This window comes from Streptomyces viridifaciens (genome assembly GCF_001888885.2).
Classification (GTDB): domain Bacteria; phylum Actinomycetota; class Actinomycetes; order Streptomycetales; family Streptomycetaceae; genus Kitasatospora; species Kitasatospora aureofaciens.
On the sequence record NZ_CP090841.1, the window covers coordinates 4656975 to 4677008 of the forward strand.

Below are 20034 nucleotides of genomic sequence, written 5' to 3' on the forward strand. Positions count from 1 at the left end.
GATGCGTCCATCGGGAACTTATGGGCGGTCATCTGACGTCAAGAACAGATGAACATCTGCCTCGGCCCGATCAGGGTTGGGGCAGATACCGCCCGGTATCCGTCCCAATCGGGCAGTCCCGTTCACCGGTCCCGAAATGATCATCGAGCATTGTGTGCCAGAGTTGCCCAACCCGGCCCGATCGCCCGTACCCTACGGCCAGGCCGGGCTGCTGACGCGGACAGTGCGGCCGCGGCCGCGGGCGGCAGGCGATCGATGAGCAAGTGGAGCACGGTGGGACCCAGGTGAACCGGACGATCATGCTGCCGGCCTCGCTCGACGAGGCCGTCGATGCGCTGGCCGCCGCCCCGGCCGCGGTACCGGTGGCCGGAGCCACCGACCTCATGGAGGCCGTCAACGCCGGACGGCTGCGCCCCGCCGCCCTGGTCGGCCTCGGCCGGATCACCGAACTGCGCGGCTGGCGCTACGAGGACGGCGGCACCGCCGTGCTCGGCGCCGGACTCACCCACGCCCGGATGGACCGCCCCGACTTCGCCGCGCTCATCCCCGCGCTCGCCGACGCCGCCCGCACCGCCGGCCCGCCGCAGGTCCGCAACGTCGGCACCCTCGGCGGCAACATCGTCACCGCCGCCCCGGCCGGCGACACCCTTCCGGTGCTCGCCGCCCTGGAGGCCACCGTCACCCTCGCCCGGGCCGGCGCCAGCCGCGAGGTGCCGGTCAGCCACCTGCTCACCGGCCTCGACCCGGTCCGCCCCGGCGAACTGCTCACCTGGGTGCGGGTCCCGCTGCTGCACGCGCCGCAGGTCTTCCTCAAGGCCACCGGCCGCAGCGGCCCGGCCCGTGCCACCGCCTCCGTGGCGCTCGTCCTCGACCCGGCCCGGCGCGCCGTGCGCTGTGCCGTCGGTGCCGTCGCCCCGGTGCCACTGCGTCCGCTGGAGGCCGAAGCCTGGGTGGCCGGCTGCATCGACTGGGACGGCAGCCGGGAGATCGACCCGGCCGCCGGCGCCGCCTTCGGCGAGTACGTGGCCGCCGCCTGCGTCCCCGACAACTACGGCGCCGAGGGCGCCTGGGAGGCCGTGACCGAGGGGCCGACGGCGGCCGCCGTTCGGCTGCGGCGTACCGTATCGGTGCTGGCCCGACGGGCACTGGGAAGGGCGCTGAAGTGACAACAGACCCCATCGAGACCCTCGACGCCGATCCGCTCGGCCTCGCTCCGCAGGTCAGCCGGGAGCTGCGCCCGTGCGCCTCCTACACGCTGCGGGTCAACGGTTTCGAACGGCCCGTCACCGACGCCTGGATCGGCGAGAGCCTGCTCTACGTGCTGCGCGAGCGGCTCGGACTCGCCGGCGCCAAGGACGGCTGCGAGCAGGGCGAGTGCGGGGCCTGCTCGGTGCAGGTGGACGGCCAGCTGGTGGCCGGCTGCCTGGTGCCCGCCGCGCTGGCCGCCGACAGCGAGATCAACACCGTCGAGGGCCTGTCGGCCGGGGGCGCCGCGAGCGACGTCCAGCAGGCGCTGGCCGCCTCCGGCGCCGTGCAGTGCGGCTACTGCACCCCCGGCATGGCGATGGCCGTGCACGACCTGCTCCAGCGCAACCACCGGCCCACCGAGGTCGAGGCCCGGCAGGCGCTGTGCGGCAACCTCTGCCGCTGCACCGGCTACCGAGGGGTGCTGGCGGCCGTCCAGACCGTCGCGGACGCCCGCGCGCTGGAGGCCGAGGAGGCGGAGCGGGCCGCCGCGGCTGCCGCCGAGGAGGCCGCCGCCGAAGCGTCCGCCGAGGCCGGCGCGCCGGTCGCCGCCGAGCCGTCCGCCGTCGAGACGGAGCCGGTGATCGAGCCGCCGGTCTACGCCGACGCCGAGGCCTGGATCGAGCACGTCCCCCAGCAGCCCTCCGCACCCGAGCAGGACCAGGTGCAGGTCCAGGCGACGGTCGAACAGCCGTACGGAGACGGCGGCTACGACACCGGCGTGTACGACACCTCGGCCCTGACGGCGATGCAGCCAGGCATCCCCGCCCAGGTCGCCGACGACCAGGTGTACTACCAGCCGCAGGGCTACCCCGAGCAGCCGTACCAGGCCACCCCCGCGCACGGCACCTACGTGCCGGCCGGCTACCCGGACGGCCACCAGCAGCAGAACGGCTACGACACCGGCTACGACGCCCCGGTCTACGAACCCACCCCCGCGCACGGCACCCCGCTGCCCGGCGCCCTCCACGACGGCACGCCCCCGCACGGCACCCCGTACCCGGACCCGCACGGCGCCCCGGCCGACGGCGGTGCCCCGGCCGGCGTCCCGACCACCGGCGTCCCCCACGGCGCCACCCCCGCCCACGGCATCCGGCTCCCCGAGGACGACCACGCATCATGACGTCGCCTACCGACATCGGCGCAGCACTCCAGCAGGACGGCGGCGAGGGCGGCGCCGTACCGGAGCCCTTCGGCCTGGGTAGTTCCCCGCTGCGCAGCGACGCGCTGCCCAAGGCGCTCGGCATCTACCCGTACGCCGCCGACCTGTGGGCCGAGGGGCTGCTGTGGGGCGCGGTGCTGCGCTCGCCGCACCCGCACGCCCGGATCCGCGGCATCGACACCTCGGCCGCGCTCGCCCTGCCCGGGGTGCACGCCGTGGTCACCGCCGCCGACCTGCCGCCCGGCCCGGACGGCCTACCGGACGGCGCTCCGGCCGGCCCGATCATCGCGGACCGGCCGGTGCTGGCCGCCGGCGTGGTGCGCCACCACGGCGAGCCGATCGCCGCGGTGGCCGCCGACCACCCGGACACCGCCCGGCTGGCGGTCGGCCTGATCGCGGTCGACTACGAGCCGCTGGAGGCGGTCACCGACCCAGAGCAGGCCTTCACCGCCCCGGCGCTGCACCCGGACGGCAACCTGTTCCGCCACCTGCCGCTGCGCACCGGCGACCCGGACGCGGTCGGCGAGATCGTCGTCGAGGGCCTCTACCAGGTCGGCCGACAGGACCCGGCCCCGCTCGGTGCCGAAGCCGGCCTGGCCGTGCCGCGCCCGGACGGCGGCGTGGAGCTGCACCTGTCCTCCACCGACCCGCACGGCGACCGCGACCGCACCGCCGCCTGCCTCGGCCTGGAGCCGGACCGGGTCCGCCTGGTGGTCACCGGCGTGCCCGGCGCCACCACCGACCGCGAGGACCTCTCCTTCCAGGTCACCCTGGCGCTGCTGGCGCTGCGCACCGGCCGCCCGGTGAAGATGACCCTCACCCGCGAGGAGTCCTTCCACACCCACACCTCGCGCCACCCCGCACTGCTGCGCTACCGCCACCACGCCGACGCCGAGGGCACGTTGGTGAAGGTGGAGGCGCAGATCCTGCTGGACGGCGGCGCCTACGCGGACGTCTCCGCCGAGGCGCTGGCCGCCGCGACGGCCTTCTCGGTCGGCCCGTACGTCTGCCCGAACGTGTTCGTGGACGCCTGGGCGGTGCGCACCAACAACCCGCCGGCCGGGCGGATGCGCGGTGAGGGCGCGCTGCAGGCCTGCTTCGCGTACGAGTCGCAGATGGACCAGCTGGCCGCCCGGGTGGGCGTGGACCCGGTGGAGATCCGCCGCCGCAACGCGATGTCCACCGGTGATCCGCTGCCCACCGGACAGGCCGTCACCTGCCCGGCACCGGTGAAGGCGCTGCTGGACGCGGTGGCCGCCGAGCCGCTGCCGGCGCTGCCGGTGGACGACCCGGACGCGGAGTGGCTGCTGCCCGGCGGGCCCGGCGGCGCCGGCGACCCGTCGGCCGTGCGGCGCGGGATCGGCTACGCCGTCGGCATGGTGCACATGCTGGGCGCCGAGGGCGAGGACGAGGTCTCCACCGCCACCGTGCGGGTCAGCGGCGACCACGCCACGGTGATCTGCGCGGCCGTCGACGCCGGGCAGGGCTTCGCCACGCTGGCCCGGCAGATCGTGCAGACCGTGCTGGGCGTCAGCGAGGTCTACATCGCACCGGCCGACAGTGACCAGTCGATCGCCGGGCCCTCCGCGCGGGGCCGGCACACCTGGGTCTCCGGCGGGGCGGTCGAGCGGGCCGCGCTGATGGTTCGTCACCAGCTGCTGCAGCCGATCGCGGCCAACTTCGGGATGTCGGTGGAGCTGCTGCAGATCGCCGACGGGAAGATCACCTCCTACGACGGGGTGCTCGGCATGCCGGTCGCCGAGGCGCTGGAGGGCAAGGAACTCTGGGCCACCGCCCAGTGCCGCCCGCACCCGACGGAGCCGCTGGACGAGTCCGGGCAGGGCGACGCCTTCGTCTCCATCTCCTTCTGCGCGATGCGCGCCGTGGTGGACGTGGACATCGAGCTGGGGGCCGTCCGGGTGGTCGAGATGGCCGTCGCCCAGGACGTCGGCCGGGCGCTGAACCCGCGCCAGATCGAGGACCGGATCGAGGCGGGCGTGGCCCAGGGCGTCGGCCTGGCGCTGATGGAGGACCTGCAGACCACGGGCGGGCTGCTGGGCAACCCCTCGCTCACCGGCTACCGGCTGCCCACGTCGCTGGACACCCCGGAGGTGCGGATCGCCGCGCTGCTGGAGGAGCGGGACGTGGTCGCCACCTTCGGTGCCAAGGCGGTCAGCGCGGTGCCGGCGGTGGTCGCGCCCTCGGCCGTCGCCGCCGCCGTCCGGGCCGCCACCGGCCTGCCGGTCGGCCGGCTGCCGATCCGTGCGGAGGACGCCGTCACGGGCTGAGCGGGGTGTCCGGGTCCGAATGCGCGGACCCGGAACGGCGAATGCGGGACCGGAGAATGCGGGACCGGAGAATGCGGGACCGGAGAATGCGGAATTGCCGGTCGACCACGGGTCGACCGGCAATTCCTTTTTCGAGGCCGTGGCGGGAATTGAACCCGCGTGCACCGCTTTGCAGACGGTCCCCTGAGCCACTCGGGCACACGGCCAGTGAATTCAGGATGGCCGATCGCCCGAATGGGGTCAATGAACTCCTGTAAATTCTGTGTGGCAATGTGTGCTACCGTCGGAAGCGGTGGCTGTTTTCCCCGCCATCCCGGACGAGCGCGTCGTACCCGGTGACGACAAGACGACGCAGTTCAGCGGCAATCCGGCCGCTGTGGACTGCGGAGGTACGGCCGTCATGGCTTGGCTCGTTCTGATCGTCTCGGGTCTTCTGGAGACCGTGTGGGCGGTGGCCCTGGAATCGTCCAAGGGCTTCTCCCGCCTCGTTCCCGGCCTCGTCTTCGGCGTCGCGCTGCTGTTCAGCATGGGCGGACTGGCGTACGCGATGCGCACCATCCCGATCGGCACCGGGTACGCGGTCTGGGTCGGCATCGGCGCGGTCGGCACCGCGCTCTACGGCATGGCCGTCCTGGGCGATCCGGCGACGGTGGCCCGGATCGGCTGCCTGCTGCTGATCGTCTCCGGCGTGGTGGGGCTCAAGGTGCTGCACTGAGCCCCCGGCGGCCCCGGGTCCTAGGCCTACGGACCGATGCGCTCACCGACTCGGGTCAGGGGTCACCGACACGGACGGACCTTACGATGTTGCGTATGACCACTGCCTCCCCCACCTCGGTCGACTCCACCCCGATACCCGACGGAACCGACCCCGGCGGAGGGGTGCTCGGCGGCCGCTACCGGGCGCTGACGCTGGGGATCGTGTCGGTGGTCCTGGTGATCGCCTTCGAGGCGACCGCCGTCAACACCGCGATGCCGACCGCGGCCCGCCAGCTGAACGGCCTCGGGCTGTACGCCTTCGCCTTCTCCGGCTACTTCACCACCACCCTGTTCGCCCTGGTCGTCTCCGGCCAGTGGTGCGACCGGCGCGGCCCGCTGCGGCCCCTGTTCACCGGCATCGCGGTGTTCGGCGCGGGCCTGGTGGTGGCCGGGACGGCCCCCGGCATGTGGGTGTTCGTGGCCGGGCGGGCGATCCAGGGCCTCGGTGGCGGGCTGGTGATCGTCGCGCTGTACGTGGTGGTCGGCCGGGCCTACCCGGAGCGGCTGCGGCCCTCGGTGTTCGCCGCCTTCTCCTCGGCCTGGGTGCTGCCCTCGATCGTCGGGCCGCTGGTCTCCGGGGCCGTCACCCAGCACCTCGGCTGGCGCTGGGTGTTCCTGGCCGTGCCGGTGCTGATCCTGCTGCCGCTGGCGGTGATGGGCCCGGCGCTGGCCCGCTCCGAGCGTGAGCACCCGGTGCTCCGCGGCGCGGACTTCGACCGCCGCCGCACCCTGCTGGCCGCGATGGCCGCGGTCGGCGCCGGACTGTTGCAGTACGCGGGCCAGCGGCGTGACCTGGTCGGGCTGCTCCCCGGGATCGCCGGGGCGGCGCTGCTGGTGCCGGCCGTCCTCGGACTGCTGCCGAAGCGGACCCTGCGCGCCGGGCGCGGGCTGCCGACCGTGATCCTGCTGCGCGGGGTGGCGGCGGGGGCGTTCTTCGCCGCCGAGGCCTTCATCCCGCTGATGATGACCACCGAGCGCGACTTCTCGCCGACGCTGGCAGGGCTCACCCTGACCAGCGGCGGGCTCTCCTGGGCGCTCGGCTCCTGGTTGCAGGGGCGGCCGGGGGCCGAGCGCTACCGCGGGGCGATGATCCGCGGCGGCTTCGTGCTGACCGCCGTGGCGATCGCGGGCGCCGCGCTGGTGCTGATCCCGGCGGTGCCCTCCTGGACGGCCTCGGTGGCCTGGGGCGTCGGTGGCGTCGGGATGGGGCTGACGGTCGCCAGCGTCAGCGTGCTGATGATGCGGCTCTCCGCGCCCGAGGACGCCGGGGCCAACTCGGCCGCGCTGCAGATGAGCGACGCGCTGGGCAACGTGCTGCTGACCGGCCTGGCGGGCGTGCTGTTCGCGGCGCTGGGCGGCGGCTCGCTGGCCGCCGCCCACGAGGGAGCAGGGGACGGGGGCTCGCCCGCCGCCTTCGCCGTGATCCTGCTGGTGATGGCCTCGGTCGCGGTGCTGGGGGCGCTGCTCTCCGGCCGGGTCCGCGCCCGGGCCTGACCGCGCGGCGTTTCCGGCCGGGCCGCCGGTCAGCGGGCGGCGGCCGTGGGGGAGGGGACCGGCGGTGCCGCCGGAGTGCCGAGGAAGCCCTCCCAGCCGCCGGCCGGGGACTGGCCCGGGCCGAGGCTCCGCAGCTTGCGCAGCACCGCCGGGTCCTGGGCGTCCAGCCAGTCCACCAGCTGGCGGAAGGAGACCAGCCGGACCTCCGGCTTGCCCGCGATCAACCTGAGCGCTTCCTCGACGGCGTTCATGTAGATGCCGCCGTTCCACTCCTCGAAGTGGTTGCCGATGATGTACGGCGCCCGGTTGCTGTTGTACGTGCGGTCGAAGCCCATCAGGTAGGAGTCCCGGGCCTGGGCCTGGAAGCCCGGGTAGAGCGCCGGATCGGCCTTGGTGTTGGGGCCGCACTGGTTGAACATGATGTTGTAGTCCATCGACAGCACCTGGAAGGTGTGCCCGGGGAAGGGGATGGCCTGCAGCGGGAGGTCCCACAGGGCGCCGCCCTGGATCTTCTGCGGCCACACCTGGGTGCCGTTGCCGCTGCTGTCGTAGCGCCAGCCGCGCTTGACCGCGGTGGGCAGCAGGTTGCGCTGGCCCTCCAGGCAGGGGGTGCGGCTGCCGATCAGCTCCTTGCGGTAGTCGAAGGGCAGGGCCGGCAGGTCGGTGAAGCCGGTGTTGGTGCGCCAGTTCGTCACGAAGTCCATCGCCTGCTGGATCTCGCTGTCCCACTCCTCCGGGGACCACTGGCCGACGCCGGTGGAGCCGCAGAAGTGGCCGTTGAAGTGGGTGCCGATCTCGTGGCCCTCCAGCCAGGCGGCGTGCACGTTCTCCAGGGTGTCGTGGATGTGCTGGTCGCTCAGGTAGCCGATCTCGGAGGCGCCGACCTTGTGCTGCGGCGGGCGGTAGAGGTCCTTCTTGGACTCGGGCAGCAGGTAGAGGCCGCTGAGGAAGAAGGTCATCGAGGCGTTGTGCTCCCTGGCCAGCCGGCGGAAGCGGGCGAACAGGCCGTTGTCGAGCTCGCCGGCGCCGTCCCAGGAGAAGACCACGAACTGCGGGGGCCGCTGGCCGGGCTCGAGCCGTTCGACGACGGGCTGGTGGGGCTGGGCACCGGTGTCCGAGGTGGAGCCGTCGCCGATCAGCACGGTCTGCGGCTTCTGCGGGGCCGGGGCCGGGGTGGCGCTGTGGTTACCGGGCGTCGGGGCGACCGGGACGGCGTTGCCGGCCTTGTGCTCCCCGCCCCCGCCGGCCCGGTCGCTGCCGCAGCCCGTCGCCAGGGTGGCGGCGGTGGCCGCTCCGGCGGCCAGCAGGGTCCGGCGGGAGAGCGCGTCCATGGTCACTCCGTTCATGAGGCGTTCGGCAGGCGGGCGGCGCGCCGGGCGACGGGGGTGCGTGCGGCGTGCGTGCAAGGCGGCCGGCGAGCCCGCGGCAGGCGTGCGGAGGTCCGGTCCGACCGGAGGGGGATGGGGGAGCCCGTGACCGGGTCAGCATGGCATGAGGGCGGGAACGGTCAGAGAGGCGCAGCGAACGGTCGTAATCGATCGCCCGATTGACGCAACCGAACCGGCGGGCCGGAACGTCGATGCTGTTCGACGGGTGGTAGTGCCGAACCCGTGCGTTCGGCGGAGTCGTCACGCTCCGCCTCCGGAAGGCCACTGACCGCAGGAACGGGGCCGTCGACCCTGCCGATCGGCGGGTGCGGATAGGGCCGTGGTGGGGACGTGCCCCGCGTTCCGATCCGATTGAATGGGTTCCCAGGAAACTCCCAGGAACGGGATCCGGACCGGCAGAGGGGAGCACCCGTGGGCACGCGGCAGAGCAGCAGCCCCTGGCCGGGCACCGTGGCGGTCGGCGCCGCGCTGGTGCTCGGCGCCTGGCTGCTGCACGACGGCGGCTCGGCCGTCCTGCCGCCCGCGCCCGGCGCCGGGCAGGCGCTGTCCGGCTTCGCCCCGGTCTCGGTCGTCCCGCCGCTCGGCCCGTCCACGCCGACCAGGATCCGCATCCCGGCCGTACGGCTGGACGCCCCGGTCACCGAACTGGGCCTGGACCCGGAGGGCCACCTCCAGGCCCCGCCCGAGACCGAGCGCAACCTCGCGGGCTGGTACCGCGGCGGTGCCAGCCCCGGCCAGCGCGGCACCGCCATCCTGGCGGGCCACGTCGACAACAAGTCCGGGCCGGCCGTCTTCTACCACCTGGGCGCGCTCCACCGGGGCGACCGGATCGAGATCGCCCGGGCCGACGGCGCCACCGCCGTCTACCAGCTGTACGCCATCGAAGTGCACAACCGAAAGGACTTCCCGGACGACCGGGTCTACCGCCAGGCCGCCGACGCACAGCTGCGGGTGATCACCTGCGGCGGCGCGTACAGCGAGGAACACGGCTACGAGGGCAACGTCGTCGCCTACGGATTCCTGGCCGACACCACACCGCCGGGCAAAGCCGCATGACCACGCTCACCCTCGCCGCCCGCTGGAACCCGATCGACTGGCCGCTCACCCACGGCCCCGTCCCCTGCACCGTGCTCGCCGCGGGCTGGGCCGCGCTCGCCCTGCTGGCGATATCCCGGCACGAGCGCTGGCGCGCCCCGCGCATGATCGGCGCCCTGCTGCTCGGCGCCCTGCTGACCGTCCTGGTGAAGTTCGTCGTCGACGACTGGTGGCACCCGTTCCCGGAGGGCACCCCGGACTTCGTCCTGCGCTGGACGGCCGTCGCGCTGTTCGCCCTCTCCCTGCTCTGCTTCCGGGCGCCGCTGCTGCCCGCCCGCCGCAGGTTCCTGGCGGCCGGCGGCCTGCTCCTGGTGGTGCTGATGGCCGCCTCGCAGGTCAACCGGGGCTTCGACCAGTACCCGACCGCCCGGGCCATGCTGGCGCCGCACACCGACGAACTGACGACGGGACGGGCCGCCGCCACCGTGCAGGGCGCGCCCGGCCGCCCGCTCGCCGAGCTCTGGCACGCGCCGGCCGGCCTGCCGGACAAGGGCACCCTCTCCACCGTGACCGTCCCCGGCACCAGGTCCGGCTTCGACCCGCGCCCCGGCTACGTCTACCTGCCGCCCGCCTACCGGGCCAACCCCCGGCCGCTGCTGCCCGTCGTGGTGCTGATGCCCGGTCAGCCGGGCGCACCGGAGGACTGGGTCAACTCGGGCGCCCTCCGGGAGAGCCTGGACGCCTTCGCCGCCCGGCACCAGGGCCTCGCGCCGATCGTGCTGGTCGTCGACGAGACCGGCGGCAACTTCGCCAACCCGCTCTGCATGGACTCCCGGATCGCCAGGTCGCAGACCTACCTGGGCGTCGACGTCCCGGACTGGATCCACCGCAACCTGCAGACCGCCACCGGCCGCGGCGCCCTCGCCATCGGCGGGCTCTCGCTCGGCGGGACCTGCGCCCTGCAACTGGCCGTCAACGCCCCCGACGTGTACGGGACCTTCCTGGACATCTCCGGGCAGGAGGAGCCGACCCTGGGCACCCACCAGGAGACCGTGGACCAGGCCTTCGGCGGCGACGAGGCGGCTTTCGACGCCGTCGACCCGGTGCACCTGATGGCCGGCCGGAAGTACCCCGACACCGCCGCCATGATCGTGGTCGGCGCCAACGACCCGTGGTTCCGGCCGGGGCAGGAGAAGATCCATGCGGCGGCGCAGGCGGCGGGCATGAAGGTCGGCTACCAGACCATCCCCGGCGGGCACAGCTGGACGGTGTTCCGGCAGGCCTTCGAGCAGAACCTTCCCTGGCTCGCCCAGCAGACGGGACTGATCCGGTGACCCGACTCCTCGCCGCACCGCCGCGGGCCGCCGAGCAGGACCAGGGTGCCGACCTCGCCCCGGTCGCCCGTACGCCGGAGGCGGGCCCCCAGCGGATCCGCCGGGCGGCCCGGGTGCTCGGCGACCAGCTCCGCTCCGCGCCGCTGACCCTCTCGCTGCTGGCCGGGCTCTGGGCGCTCGGCGCGGCCACCGGGAGCCTGTCCGGCGGGCCCTCCGCGCGGCTGCTCGCCCGTACCGGCGTCGGCCTGCCCACGCTCGGCGAGGGCCACTGGTGGACGCCGCTCAGCTCGCTGCTGTGGTGCTCGGGCATCGGGGCCTACGTCTTCACCAGCCTGCTGCTGCTCCTGGTCGGGCCGGCCGCCGAGCGCCGGCTCGGACGGCTGCGCACCCTCGCGGTGCTGGTCGGCGGGCAGGTCGCGGGCACCCTGCTGGGCACCGCGCTGGTCCAGGCCGGCTCGCTGGCCGGCGAGCAGTGGACCGCCTCGGTGGCCGACCAGACCTCGGTCGGGCCCGGCGTCGGCCTGTTCGCGCTGGCCGGGGTGCTCGGCTACCGGCTCACCGTGCTCTGGCGCCGCCGGCTGCACCTGCTGGTGCTGCTCGTGCCGCTCGTCATGACGCTGTACGTCGGCCACCTGCAGAGCGTCCAGCGGTGCGCCGCCGCGCTGCTCGGCCTCGCCGCGGGCGCGCTGCTCAGCCGGGGCCGGCCGTACCTGCGCAGCCACCGCTCCTCGCACTCCGAGACCCGGGTGCTGGTCGCGCTCTGCCTGGTCGCCGCCGCCTGCGGACCGCTGATCGCCTCGCTGTACGACAACGCCAGCGGGCCCTTCAACACCTTCTCCGAGCTCTACTTCTCCCACCGGCTCAGCCCGGAGGACGTGGCCGACTTCTGCGCGGTCTCGGCGCACGACTGCGCCCGGGCGCACGCCGTCGAGCGGATATTCGACACCCCCGGCCGGCTGATGGCCGCGCTGTTCCCGGCGCTGCTGCTGGTACTCGCCGAGGGGCTGCGCCGGGGCCTGCGGTGCGCCTGGCGGATCAGCGTCGCCACCGAGCTGCTCTGGACGGCCCTGCTGACCCGGCTGTACTTCGAGGCCGGGCCGGTCAGCGGGGACGTGTCGCAGTACTTCGTCGAGGCGATGCTGCTGCCGTTGCTGACCACCGGTCTGCTGCTGGCGACCCGGCAGCGGTTCCGGCTGCGGCTGTCCGGCCGGGCGGTGCGCCGGCTGGCTCTGGTGGTCGGCGGGGCCGCGCTTGCCGCCTCGGCCGCGTACGTGGGCCTCGGACGGCTGGCGGCCGGTCAGTTCGAGCCCGGCGCCGGCGTGCGCGGGCTGGTCAACGGGCTGCCCGCCCAGTTCCTGCCACCCGCCTACAACGACCTGCTGCCGGACTACCCGATCGCGGTCGGCCCGGTGGCGCTGTTCCTGGAGACGTACTGCGGGCTGGCGTTCTGGGTGGTCGCGCTGGGCGCGCTGCTGTCGGCGTTCCGCCGACCGATGCTGCACGCCGACGCGGCGGCGGCCGCCCGGGCCCGGGCGCTGCTCACCGCGCACGGCGGCGCGACGCTGTCCTTCATCACCACCTGGGACGGCAACCACTACTGGTTCGACGAGCAGGGCCGCGCGGCCGTCGCCTACCGGGTGGTCGGCACGGTGGCGCTGACCACCGGCGATCCGTTCGGCGCCCCGGAGGACCGGGCCCGGGCGGTGGCCGGCTTCGCCCGGTACTGCGACGCCCGGGGCTGGACGCCGTGCTTCTACAGCGTCGGCGCCGAGACCAGGGCGTCGACCGCCCAGCTGGGCTGGCGCTCGGTGCAGGTCGCCGAGGACACCGTGGTGCCGCTGCCCGAACTGGCCTTCACCGGCCGCAAGTGGCAGGACATCCGCACCGCCCTGAACAAGGCCGGCAAGCAGGGCATCACCGCGGAGTGGTGGACGTACCACGAGGCGCCGCTCGCGCTGCGCGAGCAGATCCGGGCGATCTCCGAGGAGTGGGTCTCCGAGAAGGGCCTGCCCGAGATGGGTTTCACGCTCGGTGGACTGGAGGAGCTGGACGACCCGGACGTGCGGGTGCTGGTCGCCGTGGACGCCGACCGGGTGGTGCACGGGCTGACCAGCTGGATGCCGGTGTACGAGGACGGCGTGCCGGTCGGCTGGACGCTGGACTTCATGCGGCGGCGCTCGGACGGCTTCCGCGGCGTCAACGAGTTCCTGATCGCCTCGGCCGCGCTCGGCTTCAAGGGGGAGGGCGCGCGTTTCCTCTCGTTGTCGGGCGCACCGCTGGCCCGCGCCAGGCAGGACGAGGAGCCCACCGGGCTGCAGCGGACGCTGGACTGGATGGGCAGGGCGCTGGAGCCGGTGTACGGCTTCCGCTCGCTGCTGGCGTTCAAGGCGAAGTTCCAGCCGGAGTACCGGCCGATGTACATGGCCTACCCCGACCCGGCCGCGCTGCCCGGCATCACCCGGGCGATCGGCAAGGCCTACCTCCCGCACCTCACGCCGGCGCAGGGGGTCCGGCTGATGCGCAAGCTGTCCGGCTGAGCGGATTTGCGGGCGGGCGAGCGGCCGAGCCGTGGTGACGGGCTCTGACGTCCGGAAGCGCGGGGGCGCTCCCGGACGCCGGGCGCCTCGTCAGCCGAGCAGCTGGGCGAGCGCGCGGTCGGCGTCCAGGTGCAGGTGCTCCTCGCCCTCGGGGACGAGCAGCCGGCTCCGCCACAGGAAGCGCCGCAGGTCGGTGGTGTCGAACTGGAGCAGTGCGGTGCCCTCGGGGGCCCGCAGCTCGACCATGGTGCGCCGGCCGACCGTGGGCCGGACGTGGACGTCACCGACGCCGGCCGGCGCCTCCAGGCCGGAGCAGAGCAGCCGGCGGGCGAACACCCAGACGATGTCCTCGGTGTCCGGGCCGTCCGCGGCGTCGTCCAGCGAGAACTCGGCGGGGAAGGCCATCCGGACCGCGAACGGGTCCTCCGGCAGGTAGGACAGCACCACACGCAGCCGGGCGGAGCGGTGCGGGGAGAGGATCAGCCGGGCCTGGACGGTCTCTTCGACGGGGGAGTACAAGGGTGGGTCCCTTCGTTCGGTGCGGGCCGCGCGGGGCAGGTGGGGTCGGCGCGGCCTCACCCTGGTGAGAGTCCCGGGGGCACCGGGGATTACCCGGCTCCGAGGGCGATCGCCTGTGTCCTGGGTCACACCGATTTCCGGCCGTCCGGGCCAGGCGCGGAGCCCGGCCTGGAGGCCCGAACGGCCCCGGACCGGTAGGCTGGGCGGGTTGTCCGAACGCCGCCCGACCGCGGGACAGGGCCGCAAAACCGCCTCTGACCTGCGACGATCCCCCTCGGAGACCGTGAGTACTGCCGCCGCCTCCTCGATGCCGCTGTTCTCCGACACACCGGAGCCGCAGGAGCCCGCCCGGGCCGTCGGCCATGCCGCGTCCGCCGCCTCGCACCACCTCTCCCCGGCCTTCCCCGGCCGCGCCCCCTGGGGCACCGCGGGCAAGCTGCGGGCCTGGCAGCAGGGTGCGCTGGACAAGTACATCGAGACCCAGCCGCGCGACTTCCTCGCGGTCGCCACCCCGGGCGCAGGCAAGACCACCTTCGCGCTCACCCTGGCCTCGTACCTGCTGCACAACCACCTGGTGCAGCAGGTGACGGTCGTCGCGCCGACCGAGCACCTGAAGAAGCAGTGGGCCGAGGCCGCCGCGCGGATAGGCATCCGACTGGATCCGGCGTACTCCTCCGGGCCGCTCTCCCGGGACTACCACGGCATCGTGGTCACCTACGCGGGCGTCGGGGTCAACCCGATGCTGCACCGCAACCGCACCGAGGCCCGCAAGACCCTCGTGATCATGGACGAGATCCACCACGCCGGTGACTCCAAGTCCTGGGGCGAGGCCTGCTTCGAGGCCTTCGAGCCGGCCACCCGCCGGCTGGCGCTGACCGGGACGCCGTTCCGCTCGGACACCAACCCGATCCCGTTCGTCTCGTACGACGCGGGCAGCGACGGCATCCGCAAGTCCGTCGCCGACTACACCTACGGCTACGGGCACGCGCTCGCCGACCACGTCGTCCGCCCGGTGATCTTCCTCAGCTACAGCGGCAACATGCGCTGGCGCACCAAGGCCGGCGACGAGCTGGAGGCCCGGCTCGGCGAGCCGATGACCAAGGACCTGATCGCCCAGGCCTGGCGCACCGCGCTGTCCCCGCAGGGCGAGTGGATCCCGTCCGTCCTCCAGGCCGCCGACCGGCGGCTGACCGAGGTCCGCAAGGCCATCCCGGACGCCGGCGGACTGGTGATCGCCACCGACCAGAACGTGGCCCGCGCGTACGCCAAGATGCTGCGCGAGATCAGCGGCGAGAAGGTCACCCTGGTGCTCTCCGACGAGGCCGAGGCCTCGAAGCGGATCTCCGACTACGCGGCGGGGACCTCGCGCTGGATGGTCGCCGTCCGCATGGTGTCCGAGGGCGTCGACGTGCCCCGGCTGTGCGTCGGGGTGTACGCCACCTCGATCTCCACCCCGCTGTTCTTCGCGCAGGCCGTCGGCCGCTTCGTGCGCGCCCGCAAGCGCGGCGAGACGGCCTCGGTGTTCCTGCCGACCATCCCGATGCTGCTGGGCTTCGCCAACGAGATGGAACTCCAGCGCGACCACGTGCTGGACCGGCCGAAGAAGGAGGGCGACGGCCTCTTCGACGAGGAGGACCGGCTGCTCGCCGAGGCCGAGCGGGCCAACGACGGGCCGGACGGCGCGGGTGGCGAGGAGTTCTCCTACGAGGCGCTGGGCTCCGAGGCGGTCTTCGACCGGGTGCTGTACAACGCCATGGAGTTCGGCATGCAGGCCCACCCCGGGAGCGAGGAGGAGGAGGACTACCTCGGCATCCCGGGCCTGCTGGAACCGGACCAGGTGCAGATGCTGCTGCAGAAGCGCCAGCACCGGCAGATCCAGCGCAGCAAGACCAAGCCCGCCGAGGAGGCCGACCTGCTGGAGCTGCCTGCCGAGCAGCGGCCGGTGGTCACCCACCAGGAGCTGCGCGAGCTGCGCAAGGAGCTGAACGCGCTGGTGGCCGCCTGGCACCACCGCACCAGCCAGCCGCACGGCACCATCCACAACGAGCTGCGCCGCCAGTGCGGCGGGCCGCTGACCGCGCAGGCCACCGCCAACCAGCTGAAGGCGCGGATCGCCAAGATCCGGGAGTGGGCGAAGTAACGGCCCGGCAGGCGGGTCCGGGCCGGACGGGCCCGGACCCGTCCGTTCCGGTGTGTCCGGACATCGGACCGGCGTGGGGCCGACGCCCTGTCCGGAGCGGTGAAATGGCGGGGTTCGTCCGGAATTCCCGACGGCGGCGATGACGATCACGCCCGAATTTTGGACAACCACTTCCGCCACGAGACTTCCTTCACTACCTTTCCCCCACGCTCTTCCGTCGGGCAACCCCCGCGGGACGGGCTCCGCAGGACCGCGCGGCCGTCAAGGACGACACCGCACGGCCCGAGCGCGGCCACCCCCACCTGCGCGCGACCCCGCCCCCCGGGCCCGGCGCCGCACGCCCCGCGAGCGCCGCGGAAAGGACCGCCCGTCGTGACTGCCGAGACCTCCCAGACGCTGGACCGCGGCGTCCGCGTCCTCAAACTCCTCGCCGACTCCGAGCGCGGGCTCACCGTCACCGAGCTGGCCGCCCGGCTGGCCGTCAACCGCACCGTGGTCTACCGGCTGCTCGCCACCCTGGAACAGCACGGCCTGGTCCGCCGCGACATCGGCGGCCGCGCCCGGGTCGGCCTCGGCGTGCTGCGGCTGGCCCACCGGGTGCACCCGCTGCTGCGCGAGGCCGCGCTGCCCGCCCTGCGCAGCCTGGCCGAGGACCTCGGGGCCACCGCCCACCTGACCCTGGTGGACGGCAACGAGGCGCTGGCGGTCGCGGTGGTCGAGCCCAGCTGGACCGACTTCCACGTCGCCTACCGCACCGGACTGCGCCACCCGCTCACCGAGAGCGCGGCCGGACGGGCGATCCTGGAGGCCCGTACCTTCCCCAGCCAGCGCCGGCCTGAACAGGGCTTCGTCATCACCCGTGCGGAGGAGCAGTCCGGGGCCAGCGGGGCGGCCGCGGCGCTGCTCGGGCTGAGCGGCATCGAGGGCAGCGTCGGCGTCGTGATGCTCAACGGGCTGGTGCCCGAGCGGGTCGGCCCGCGGGTGGTGGAAGCGGCCACCGAGGTCGCCGACGCCCTGCGGTAGCGCCCGGGGCGAGCGGGCGAATCACGGCGTCAGGTGTGTTTGGATTTCCCTTGTGCCCGACACCAAGCTGACCAAGGCCCTCAAGTCCCCGCGGACCCGCGCGCTCGCGCTCTGCGGGGTGCTGATCGCCGCGCTGTTCGGCGTGGCGGCGTTCGTCCCGCTGCCGTACACCGTCACCTGGCCGGGCCTGACCGCGGACACCCTGGGCTCGTACCGGGACAAGCCGGTGCTCACCATCAGCGGGGCTCCGCTTCGCAGCACGACGGGCGAGCTGCGGATGGTCACCATCACGGCCACCAACGCGGACCAGCGGACCTCCCTGTGGCGCTCGCTGCAGGCCTGGTTCGACTCCAAGGAGGCCGTGCAGCCGACCGAGGTGGTGTACCCGCAGAGCAGCCCGGCCAAGGCCAACGAGGAGACGGCCGAGCAGATGGCGCAGTCGCAGGACAGCGCCACCGCCGCCGCGCTCGGCTACCTCCACCTCTCGCCGGACCAGGTGAAGGTGAAGGTCGACCTCGGCGACGTGGGCGGTCCCAGCGCCGGGCAGATGCTGGCGCTGGGCATCGTCGACAAGCTGGCCGGCGACGGCAAGGGCGGCGACCTCACCGGCGGGCTCACGATCGCGGGCACCGGCACCATCGACAAGGACGGCACCGTCGGCCCGGTCGGCGGCGTGCCGCTGAAGACCCAGGCGGCGGCCCGGGACGGCGCGACCGTGTTCCTCGTCCCCAAGGACGAGTGCACGGACGCCAAGGTGAACACCCCGAAGACGCTGCGGCTGGTGCCGGTCGGCACGCTCGCCGAGTCGGTCGCGGCGCTGGACGCGCTGAAGAGCGGCGGCAGCGTCCCCAGCTGCTGACCCCGCCGTGCTGACCCCGCCGTGCCGACCCCGTCGTGCCGACCCCGTCGTGCCGACCCCGCCGTGCCGACCCCGCCGTGCCGACCCCGTCGTGCCGACCCTGTCGCCGGGCCCGTGCGGACCGCCCTACTCGGCGGCGGCCTGGTCCACCAGCGGCAGGATCCGGTAGGGCACCGGGTTCTCCAGCACGATCGCGGTGGAGGAGCGGACGATCCCGTCGAAGCCCACCACCCGGTCGATCACCCGCTGGAGGTCCGCGTTCGACCGGGCCACGATCCGCACCAGCATGTCCCCGATCCCGGTGATGGTGTGCAGTTCCAGCACCTCCGGCACCCGCGCCAGGTGCGCCCGCACGTCCGCGCCCTGGCCCTGGGAGATCTCCAGGGTGGCGAAGGCCGTCACCGGGTAGCCGATCGCCGCCGGGTCCACCTCCGGACCGAAGCCGCTGATCACCCCCTTGGCCTGCAGCCGGTCCAGCCGGGCCTGCACGGTGCCCCGGGCGACCTGCAGCCGGCGCGAGCACTCCAGCACGCCGATCCGGGGCTCCTCCGCCAGCAGCCGGATCAGCCGGCCGTCCAGGGCGTCGATCGAGTCGTTCCCGCCGGCCGCCGGAGTGGTGGGAGTGCCCTGCGGGGCGGGGGAGTCGGGCGAGCCGGGGGAGCTCGGGGACTGGGCGGGGGGCATCGCGGCTCCGTCCTCCGGTGGGCATTCTGTACAGCGGCGTCGTCGATTCTCCCGCCCCGGGGCACAGCTTGACCAGGATGAAACGGAACAGTTGCGCTCCGGTCGGCCCGACGCCCGGGCCCGCACCCCGGCAGAGCCCTTGGCCGGCTGGTGACCGGGCCGACGCCGGATCAGCGGACCGCCGTCTCCACGACCGGCGGGTGGCCGTTCCAGTAGACGAAGACCGAGTTGGCCTGGTTGTCCCTGGTGAAGTCCACCCGCATCCACTGGTCGCCGTTCCACACCTGCATCTGCCAGCCCGGGTCCGGGGTGGCGGAGACCAGCGAGGCCTTGTCGGCGCGGATGTCCAGGGCGACCCGGCCGCCGGGGATCGGGTAGCTGCGGACCGTGGACGTGGCGGTGGGCGACGGCCGCCTGGCGGGCGGGGCGGCCGCGCCGGTGGGCGGGGTGCCGGCCGGGGCATGCGTGGTGGTGGTCGCGCTCGGGGCGGCGGCGGGCTGGGTCGGGGACTGGGACGTCGGCGTCGGCGTCGGGTCGGGGGTGGCGCTCGCGTTGTGCGGGGTGCCGCCGACCCTCGGGGAGGGCAGCGGCAGCGCGGTGGGCTGCTCGAACGCGGCCCCGGTGAGCACCGCGTGCACACCGAGCCAGGACAGCGCCACCGCCGCCCCGGTGGCCGCCGCCCAGGCGCAGAGCTGTACCAGTCCGTTCCGCATCGTCCGCACATCCTGCCGTACTTCCCGGTCGGCGGAGACCGGCACCCCCGCTGTTCGGCAAGGCAGTTGCACAATGTCCGGACCTGTACCGGACCGCCCCCCGAGGTACAGACCACTGCCCGCGGATGGCGTACCGTGCAGGGCCATGGCAACAGTGCTCGTGGTCGAGGACGACCCCTTCGTACGTTCCGCGCTCATCCGCCATCTGACCGACGCCGGTCACGCGGTCCGCAGCGTGGGCACGGCCCTGGAGGCGCTGCGGGAGGTCGCCCAGGTCGGCTGCGACCTGGTGATCCTGGACCTGGGCCTGCCCGATCTGGACGGCAGCGAGGCGCTCAAGATGATCCGGGGGCTGACCAACGTCCCGGTGATCATCTCCACCGCGCGGGACGACGAGGCGGAGATCGTCCGGCTGCTCAACGACGGCGCCGACGACTACCTGGTGAAACCTTTCTCCGGAGAGCACCTGAGCGCCCGGATGACCGCCGTGCTGCGCCGGCTCGGCGGTGGCGCCGCGCCCGTCGCCCAGGTGCTGCGGGTCGGCGGACTGGCCATCGACATCCAGCGGCGCGAGGCCGTCCTCGACGGGCGGGCGCTCGACCTGACCCGGCGTGAGTTCGACCTGCTCGCCTTCCTGGCCGCCCGGCCCGGCGTCGTGGTGCCGCGCAAGGAGATCCTCGCCGAGGTCTGGCGGCAGACCTACGGCGGCGACCAGACCATCGACGTCCACCTCTCCTGGCTGCGCCGCAAACTCGGCGAGACCGCCTCCAACCCCCGCTACCTGCACACCGTCCGGGGTGTCGGGGTCCGGCTGGAGGCCCCCGGGGGCCCCGCGGAGCACCGGACGTGAAGCGGTT

At 74.0% G+C, this 20034-nt stretch carries 15 protein-coding genes, 1 tRNA gene, 1 pseudogene and 1 riboswitch; of the genes and pseudogenes, 12 read left to right on the forward strand and 5 right to left on the reverse strand.

The annotated features are described in order from the left end of the window. Positions 1 to 299: 299 nt before the first annotated feature. The 3 genes and pseudogenes from BOQ63_RS27965 (at position 300) to BOQ63_RS27975 (ending at position 4695) form a co-directional block, all read left to right on the forward strand. Positions 300 to 1166, forward strand: coding sequence for an FAD binding domain-containing protein (locus tag BOQ63_RS27965; protein ID WP_046385723.1), 867 nt, complete (start codon positions 300 to 302; stop codon positions 1164 to 1166). A 71-nt stretch (positions 1167 to 1237) separates the two neighbouring features. After that, positions 1238 to 1804: pseudogene (locus tag BOQ63_RS27970) on the forward strand ((2Fe-2S)-binding protein); the annotation flags it as partial. A 560-nt stretch (positions 1805 to 2364) separates the two neighbouring features. Next, the gene (locus tag BOQ63_RS27975; protein WP_030284004.1) at positions 2365 to 4695 is read left to right on the forward strand and encodes a xanthine dehydrogenase family protein molybdopterin-binding subunit; all 2331 of its coding nucleotides are present in this window, start codon (positions 2365 to 2367) and stop codon (positions 4693 to 4695) included. 134 nt (positions 4696 to 4829) lie between these two features. On the opposite strand, the gene BOQ63_RS27980 is transcribed toward BOQ63_RS27975, so the two are convergent. Then, a tRNA-Cys gene (locus tag BOQ63_RS27980) sits at positions 4830 to 4901 on the reverse strand. Between the two features lie 83 nt (positions 4902 to 4984). Then, positions 4985 to 5051: riboswitch (guanidine-III (ykkC-III) riboswitch) on the forward strand. A gap of 44 nt (positions 5052 to 5095) precedes the next feature. On the opposite strand from BOQ63_RS27980, the gene BOQ63_RS27985 reads away from it, so the two are divergent. Further along, entirely contained in the window at positions 5096 to 5410 is a 315-nt protein-coding gene (locus BOQ63_RS27985) for a DMT family transporter (protein ID WP_030284006.1), read from the forward strand. Between the two features lie 95 nt (positions 5411 to 5505). Continuing rightward, positions 5506 to 6945: an MFS transporter gene (locus BOQ63_RS27990; protein ID WP_030284008.1), complete on the forward strand. Its 1440-nt coding sequence runs from the start codon at positions 5506 to 5508 to the stop codon at positions 6943 to 6945. A gap of 29 nt (positions 6946 to 6974) precedes the next feature. Here BOQ63_RS27990 and BOQ63_RS27995 read toward each other — a convergent pair whose 3' ends face one another. Next, positions 6975 to 8291, reverse strand: a complete 1317-nt coding sequence (locus tag BOQ63_RS27995; RefSeq protein ID WP_370863227.1) for a polysaccharide deacetylase family protein — start codon at positions 8289 to 8291, stop codon at positions 6975 to 6977. Positions 8292 to 8744: 453 nt separating this feature from the next. Here BOQ63_RS27995 and BOQ63_RS28000 point away from each other — a divergent pair, with 453 nt between their 5' ends. From BOQ63_RS28000 to BOQ63_RS28010, 3 genes are read left to right on the forward strand one after another with little or no spacing between them, the layout of a single operon-like run. After that, positions 8745 to 9389: a class F sortase gene (locus tag BOQ63_RS28000; RefSeq protein WP_223886055.1), complete on the forward strand. Its 645-nt coding sequence runs from the start codon at positions 8745 to 8747 to the stop codon at positions 9387 to 9389. Next, complete coding sequence (locus BOQ63_RS28005) at positions 9386 to 10702, forward strand: alpha/beta hydrolase (protein WP_050366758.1); 1317 nt, start codon at positions 9386 to 9388, stop codon at positions 10700 to 10702. Before BOQ63_RS28000 ends, BOQ63_RS28005 begins: the two co-directional genes overlap by 4 nt. Continuing rightward, positions 10699 to 13239 carry a bifunctional lysylphosphatidylglycerol flippase/synthetase MprF gene (locus BOQ63_RS28010; RefSeq protein ID WP_051746863.1) on the forward strand — a complete coding sequence of 847 codons (2541 nt, stop codon included), beginning with the start codon at positions 10699 to 10701 and terminating at the stop codon, positions 13237 to 13239. The genes BOQ63_RS28005 and BOQ63_RS28010 overlap by 4 nt, the downstream gene beginning before the upstream one ends. A 90-nt stretch (positions 13240 to 13329) precedes the next feature. Here the strand turns inward: BOQ63_RS28010 and BOQ63_RS28015 are convergent, their stop codons facing one another. Further along, the gene (locus BOQ63_RS28015; RefSeq protein ID WP_030284019.1) at positions 13330 to 13758 is read right to left on the reverse strand and encodes an SsgA family sporulation/cell division regulator; all 429 of its coding nucleotides are present in this window, start codon (positions 13756 to 13758) and stop codon (positions 13330 to 13332) included. Between the two features lie 307 nt (positions 13759 to 14065). Between BOQ63_RS28015 and BOQ63_RS28020 the strand changes: the two genes are divergently transcribed. The 3 genes from BOQ63_RS28020 (at position 14066) to BOQ63_RS28030 (ending at position 17780) form a co-directional block, all read left to right on the forward strand. Further along, positions 14066 to 15898 carry a DEAD/DEAH box helicase gene (locus BOQ63_RS28020; RefSeq protein WP_030284021.1) on the forward strand — a complete coding sequence of 611 codons (1833 nt, stop codon included), beginning with the start codon at positions 14066 to 14068 and terminating at the stop codon, positions 15896 to 15898. A gap of 372 nt (positions 15899 to 16270) precedes the next feature. Further along, positions 16271 to 16921, forward strand: coding sequence for an IclR family transcriptional regulator (locus BOQ63_RS28025; RefSeq protein WP_030284022.1), 651 nt, complete (start codon positions 16271 to 16273; stop codon positions 16919 to 16921). A gap of 52 nt (positions 16922 to 16973) precedes the next feature. Further along, complete coding sequence (locus tag BOQ63_RS28030; RefSeq protein WP_107050778.1) at positions 16974 to 17780, forward strand: S16 family serine protease; 807 nt, start codon at positions 16974 to 16976, stop codon at positions 17778 to 17780. Between the two features lie 126 nt (positions 17781 to 17906). Here the strand turns inward: BOQ63_RS28030 and BOQ63_RS28035 are convergent, their stop codons facing one another. Continuing rightward, entirely contained in the window at positions 17907 to 18464 is a 558-nt protein-coding gene (locus tag BOQ63_RS28035) for an Lrp/AsnC family transcriptional regulator (protein WP_223886056.1), read from the reverse strand. Between the two features lie 170 nt (positions 18465 to 18634). Next, positions 18635 to 19177 (reverse strand): hypothetical protein, encoded by a 543-nt coding sequence (locus BOQ63_RS28040; RefSeq protein ID WP_072655165.1) that lies wholly within the window; start codon positions 19175 to 19177, stop codon positions 18635 to 18637. 145 nt (positions 19178 to 19322) lie between these two features. Between BOQ63_RS28040 and BOQ63_RS28045 the strand changes: the two genes are divergently transcribed. Further along, complete coding sequence (locus BOQ63_RS28045) at positions 19323 to 20027, forward strand: response regulator transcription factor (protein ID WP_030284031.1); 705 nt, start codon at positions 19323 to 19325, stop codon at positions 20025 to 20027. Positions 20028 to 20034 lie beyond the last annotated feature (7 nt).

What these genes read in the sequence shown, in the direction of transcription:
- BOQ63_RS27965 (WP_046385723.1), top strand. Translation starts at nt 300, where the DNA reads ATGCTGCCGGCCTCGCTCGACGAGGCCGTCGATGCGCTGGCCGCCGCC.
- BOQ63_RS28045 (WP_030284031.1), top strand. Translation starts at nt 19,323, where the DNA reads ATGGCAACAGTGCTCGTGGTCGAGGACGACCCCTTCGTACGTTCCGCG.
- BOQ63_RS27975 (WP_030284004.1), top strand. Translation starts at nt 2,365, where the DNA reads ATGACGTCGCCTACCGACATCGGCGCAGCACTCCAGCAGGACGGCGGC.
- BOQ63_RS28035 (WP_223886056.1), bottom strand. Translation starts at nt 18,464, where the DNA reads ATGCCCCCCGCCCAGTCCCCGAGCTCCCCCGGCTCGCCCGACTCCCCC.
- BOQ63_RS28040 (WP_072655165.1), bottom strand. Translation starts at nt 19,177, where the DNA reads ATGCGGAACGGACTGGTACAGCTCTGCGCCTGGGCGGCGGCCACCGGG.
- BOQ63_RS28020 (WP_030284021.1), top strand. Translation starts at nt 14,066, where the DNA reads ATGCCGCTGTTCTCCGACACACCGGAGCCGCAGGAGCCCGCCCGGGCC.
- BOQ63_RS27995 (WP_370863227.1), bottom strand. Translation starts at nt 8,291, where the DNA reads ATGAACGGAGTGACCATGGACGCGCTCTCCCGCCGGACCCTGCTGGCC.
- BOQ63_RS27990 (WP_030284008.1), top strand. Translation starts at nt 5,506, where the DNA reads ATGACCACTGCCTCCCCCACCTCGGTCGACTCCACCCCGATACCCGAC.
- BOQ63_RS27985 (WP_030284006.1), top strand. Translation starts at nt 5,096, where the DNA reads ATGGCTTGGCTCGTTCTGATCGTCTCGGGTCTTCTGGAGACCGTGTGG.
- BOQ63_RS28005 (WP_050366758.1), top strand. Translation starts at nt 9,386, where the DNA reads ATGACCACGCTCACCCTCGCCGCCCGCTGGAACCCGATCGACTGGCCG.